This window comes from uncultured Corynebacterium sp. (genome assembly GCF_902782855.1).
In the GTDB taxonomy this organism is placed as follows: Bacteria; Actinomycetota; Actinomycetes; order Mycobacteriales; family Mycobacteriaceae; genus Corynebacterium.
Window position 1 is genome coordinate 1 of the sequence record NZ_CACZOO010000314.1, and the last position, 4,807, is coordinate 4,807.

Genomic DNA, 4,807 nt, shown 5'->3' on the forward strand with positions numbered 1-4,807 from the left:
GCGTCAGGTACGGCGTCCGATACCGCGCTCTCACCGATGCTCTGCGCCGGCATCATCGGCTACCACGCCCTGCAACGCGCCGGGCTGCCGGAATCCACCCCGGACCAGCCTGCCCGCCTGGGGCTCTACGGTTTCGGCGGGTCGGCCCACCTGTGCGCCCAGCTGGCCCTGGCCGCCGGTGCCCGCGTCCACGTCCTGACCAGGGACAAGGCAGCGCAGGACCTGGCACTGTCCCTGGGCTGCTCCTCGGCCGCCGGCGCATACGACATGCCGCCGGAACCGTTGGACGCCGCGATCCTCTTCGCCCCGGTCGGAGACATCGTCCCGGTTGCGATGCGCGCCCTGGACCGGGGTGGCGTCCTCTCGATCGCCGGGATCCACCTGTCGGACACCCCGCCGCTGAACTACGAGGACGAGCTGTTCTACGAGAAGGAGATCCGCTCGGTCACCTCGAACACGCGGGAGCAGGGACGCGAGTTCCTTGAGATGGTCGGAAAGCACGGGATCCGCGCGACGACGCACGGGTACCCGATGAGCAGGGGTCTGGACGCGCTGCGTGACCTCAGGGCGGGACGCTTCGACGGGGCGGCGGTGCTGGTCAATGACTTCTGATCTGGTCGGCGGCGTGGGATGCGCGCACTGGCACTCACCGCTGGATGTCGTGGCGATCCGGTTCCACTGCTGCGGACACACCTACCCCTGCCTGCACTGCCATGACGAGGCGGAGGGCCATCAGGTGACGCCGTGGCCCACGGCGACGTCGGCGGACCTGGCAGTGGACGCCGTGCTGTGCCGCGCCTGCGGATCGTGGCTGAGCGTGGGGGAGTACCTCGACCTTTACGGGGCGTCAACTGTGCCTTGTGCGTCATCCGGCCCGACGTGCCCCCACTGTGCAGCGCCCTTCAATCCCGGCTGCGCCCTGCACTCCCACATCTATTTCCAGGTGTGCGTCGACAAGGTGGAGTGATCCGGGGAAACCAACCAGGCGACGCACACCTGGGTTGACCACGGTGGGGTGGAATTTGGCGTACTGACCACCGCCGCGGTGGAGCTGTTGCGGCCCCTGGCGCCAGGGAGCCGCCACGCTGGCGCCATGTCCACACGCCTGCGGGTTCGACTCCATCCCGACACGCTGACGCCGCCCGTCCTCATATCGGTGAAGCGCGACACAGTTCTCGGACTGTCCGAGATCAGGGCGCGGGTTGACGCCGGTGAACCGGTTCTGGACGTCGAAATGTTCACCAACGGCTGGTACGACGCCGCCGCTCACAGCCTGCTTATGACGCTGGCGGAGTGGGATGATTCCGGTGTCGGTTGGAGCGCAGTGGAGATCGGCGACGGGGGACCTGACCGGGACGACGTACCCGTCACCCTGGACTACCCTGCGTAATGTCATCGACTCCGATGCGGACGACGAGAGGACGCGCCCATGGCCTTCCCGGTGGACGAGGCGGCGGTGATCATGGCAGAGGAGCAGCTCGGACGCATCCTCCCGGACGCTCTCCGCGTCCACCGGTGGAGCCACGAGACCGGGGAGACGCAGCCCGTGGAGGTGCAGTGGTGACGTATGCACGGAACCCCGGTCCCTTACGAAGAAGGAGCCGGGGTTCCGAATGCTTGGGGTGGCTGACGGGGCTCGAACCCGCGACACCCAGGATCACAACCTGGTGCTCTACCAGCTGAACTACAGCCACCATCGCCGCTCTTGAAGCAGCGGGACTCATACTAGACCACCGCCGTCATTCCGACCAAAAGGTGGTATCTACCTGCGGTCACCGTTGCTGTGCCGAGGTTCCTGGCCCGCCGGCCGCACCCTCGCCGGCCGCATACCCACCAGCCGTACACCTGCACCTGTCGGCCGCGCAGCCGCTACACGATCGGTGTCGCCGCCACCGCCGCGGCGGCCGCGGCGTCCACCGCGTCCTGGTCCGGAGCCTCGGCGACGAAAGCCGCCCGCCGGTAGTAGTCGAGCTCCCGGACGGACTCCAGTATGTCAGCCAGCGCCCGGTGCTGCATGCCCTTCGCCGGCTGGCCGCTGTACACCCGCGGGTACCAGCGGCGGGTGAGCTCCTTGATCGAGGAGACGTCGATCATCCGGTAGTGCAGGAAATTGTCCAGGTCGGGCATGTACTTCGCGATGAACTTCCGGTCCGAGGCGATGGAGTTGCCGCACAGCGGCGCCACGCCGGGGGACGCCACGAACCGCTTGATGTACTCCACGACCTGCGCCTCGGCCTCGGCCACGGACACGGTCGAGGAGCGGATCTCCTCGGTGAGGCCGGAGGAACCGTGCATCTTCGTCACGAAGTCGTCCATCTGCGCCAGTTCGTCCTCGGTGGCGTGGATGACGATGTCGATGCCCTCGTCGAGGGGCTTCAGTTCGGCGTCGGTGACGACGACGGCGATCTCCACGAGCACGTGCCGGGACGTGTCCAGCCCGGTCATCTCGCAGTCCACCCACACGAGGCGGTCGATCTTGGCGATCTGGTTCGGTGTCATTGCTTCTTCTCTCTCCTTGTCGGCTGCCACCGGTACGCCGTCACTCGTCGGCCATCCTCGCGTAGGCCCTGCCCATCAGTGGGGCGGTGAGACGTCGTGGCAGATACGTCGACAGCGCGTTGGCGACCTTCGACAGTCCGCCGGGGACGACCCGGAGCCTGTTGGCGGCCAGCGCGTCGAGCGTCTCGGTCGCGCAGTCCGGGTAGGTCGTCCACACGAAGTCCGGGGTGGCACGGTCCACGATGGTACGCGCGGCGTCCTCCTTGACCTCTTCGCGCACCGGGCCGGGGGCGAGCAGGGTGCAGCGCACACCGGTGCCCTTCAGCTCGTAGTGCAGTGCCTCGGTGAAGGTGTTGACCATGGCTTTCGTGCCCACGTAGGTGGCGTTGTTGGGGATCGCGGCGTTGCCGGCGACCGAGCCGACGTTGACGATGCCGGCGTCCCCGCCGGCCACCATGCCCGGGATGACTGCGGCGGTGAGCTCGAAGACGGCGGTGGCGTTGAGCTCGAACTGGGTGCGCTCGTAGCCGGGGTCGAGCCTGCGGAACTGGCCGAAGGTGGCCACCCCGGCGGAGTTGACGAGGATGCTCACGTCCCTGCCCGTGAGCTCCCCGATGAGGACGCCGCGGGCCTCACGGTCCGCCAGATCACAGGGGCGGATCTCGACGGTGACCCCCCGCCCCTCGGCGGCCAGTGTGTCCCGGATCTCCTCCATGGGCCCCGGGGTGCGGGCGACGAGCAGCAGGTTGTGACCACGGCGCCCCAGCTCGTAGGCGACGGCCCGGCCGATGCCGGAGGACGCCCCGGTCACCACGGCGACACGGTCGGGGCCTGGCGCGGGAAGGGCGGGAAACTTGCGTCGGAACAACGACTCGCGTCGGAACAACACGGACTCCTGGATCGGTGGACTATCGGTCGGGCACCGGGCCGTGGCTCCCGGGGACGCCGACGGACAGCGTCCGGGTGACGCCCCGGGATGTCCCGGCGGCACTCGTCAAGGCTACCGTCGGACGTCCCCGGAGGTTACCCGTGACCCGTCGGGGACATCGCGGGCACCGCGGACCGCGTCACCGGACCCCCGGACCCCCGGACCCCCGGAACCCCGGACCCCCGGAACCCCGGACCCCCGTGGCGCCGCACCTGTCTCCGGGCGGTGACCGGCGCCGGCTACCTCGGCAGGCCCGGCGGGTTGACGCGGACCTCGTCGACAGCCTCGTCCCGGAGGCCCCACCGGTCGAGTACCTCGTCGTAGGCGTGACCCGTTTCGTCGGTCCGCGTCGCGCGCAGTACCGTCGCGACGGGTTCCACCAGCCCGTTGTCCTTCTTCGTGGCCGCACCGATGTCCGCGGCTCTCGGCCAGCCGCCGGGGACGATGCCCGCCAGGACCGTCTCACCGGTGTTCTCCGCCGAGTACGCCCCCTGGGCGTTGGGCCCGAAGGTCGCGTCGATCCGTCCGGAGGACAGGGCGAGTTGGGCTGCGGCGGTGTCGTCGAAGTACACCAGCTTCGCCGGCTCCTTCCCCCGGGACGCGAGGTCGTCGTTCCACCTCAGCAGCACCTGTTCCTGGTTCGTGCCGGAGGACACCGCGACCGTCAACCCGCTGATGCCGTCGGCGTCGGTGATCTGCCGGCCGTCGAGGTCCGAGCCGGCCTTCACGTAGAAGCCCAGGAGATCCTGACGGTAGGTGGCGAAGTCGAGGATGTCGAGGCGCTCTTCGGTGACGGTGACGTTCGAGGTCACCAGGTCGTACTTGCCGGAGGACACCCCCAGCGGCCAGTCCGCCCAGCTCACCGGCACCACCTTGAGCTTCAGGTCCAGCCCGTCCGCAATCAGCTGCGCGACATCGATCTCACTGCCGAGGGGTGTGGTGTTGTCGTCGTCGGCGAAGATGCCCAGCGGTGCGGCACCCAGGTTGGACGCCACGGTGAGCGTCCCCGGGGTGACCGGGTGGAAACCGCTGTCGACGAGCTGGTCCACCGCCTCGGGCACCGGGTCGATCCGCGGCCGGTCGCGCGCGTTGCCTGAGCTGATGTCGAAGCCGGGACCCGCCGGCGTCGCGGCCGTCGCGGCCGTCCCGGATCCGGTGGCGTCGTCGGAACGGGTGGCGGCGTAGGCGACACCGCCTGCGACGAGTGCGACCGCGAGGACGCCACCGCCGAGGACGGTCCACTGCCTGGTACTGAACGTTGTCATGGGGTTTCCTCTCACAGGATGCTGTCGATGAATCGGGCGGTGCGCTCATGGGCGGGATGGTCGAGCACGTCGGCGGGGCGTCCCTCCTCGAGGATCCTCCCGTCGGCGAGGAAGA

At 69.1% G+C, this 4,807-nt stretch carries 7 protein-coding genes and 1 tRNA gene; 4 read left to right on the forward strand and 4 right to left on the reverse strand.

The features are described from left to right. From QZV72_RS12645 to QZV72_RS12660, 4 genes are all read left to right on the forward strand, one after another. Positions 1-612, forward strand: a 612-nt coding sequence (locus QZV72_RS12645; RefSeq protein WP_297008939.1) for a zinc-binding alcohol dehydrogenase family protein, incomplete at its 5' end; no start/stop codon positions are given. Then, positions 602-967, forward strand: a complete 366-nt coding sequence (locus QZV72_RS12650; protein ID WP_297008940.1) for a CHY zinc finger protein — start codon at positions 602-604, stop codon at positions 965-967. The genes QZV72_RS12645 and QZV72_RS12650, both read left to right, overlap by 11 nt. Positions 968-1,156: 189 nt before the next feature. Next, positions 1,157-1,390 carry a hypothetical protein gene (locus QZV72_RS12655; RefSeq protein ID WP_297008941.1) on the forward strand — a complete coding sequence of 78 codons (234 nt, stop codon included), beginning with the start codon at positions 1,157-1,159 and terminating at the stop codon, positions 1,388-1,390. 39 nt (positions 1,391-1,429) lie between these two features. Then, positions 1,430-1,564 carry a hypothetical protein gene (locus QZV72_RS12660; protein WP_297008942.1) on the forward strand — a complete coding sequence of 45 codons (135 nt, stop codon included), beginning with the start codon at positions 1,430-1,432 and terminating at the stop codon, positions 1,562-1,564. A 54-nt stretch (positions 1,565-1,618) separates the two neighbouring features. Here QZV72_RS12660 and QZV72_RS12665 read toward each other — a convergent pair. The 4 genes from QZV72_RS12665 to QZV72_RS12680 form a co-directional block, all read right to left on the reverse strand. Next, positions 1,619-1,694, reverse strand: a tRNA-His gene (locus QZV72_RS12665). Between the two features lie 175 nt (positions 1,695-1,869). Next, on the reverse strand, positions 1,870-2,499 hold the full coding sequence (orn, locus tag QZV72_RS12670) for an oligoribonuclease (RefSeq protein WP_297008943.1): 630 nt from the start codon (positions 2,497-2,499) through the stop codon (positions 1,870-1,872). A 40-nt stretch (positions 2,500-2,539) separates the two neighbouring features. Then, a complete protein-coding gene (gene cmrA, locus QZV72_RS12675) occupies positions 2,540-3,367 on the reverse strand; it encodes a mycolate reductase (RefSeq protein ID WP_297008945.1) in 828 nt (275 codons plus the stop codon). Between the two features lie 299 nt (positions 3,368-3,666). After that, positions 3,667-4,692 carry an ABC transporter substrate-binding protein gene (locus tag QZV72_RS12680; RefSeq protein WP_297008944.1) on the reverse strand — a complete coding sequence of 342 codons (1,026 nt, stop codon included), beginning with the start codon at positions 4,690-4,692 and terminating at the stop codon, positions 3,667-3,669. Positions 4,693-4,807 lie beyond the last annotated feature (115 nt).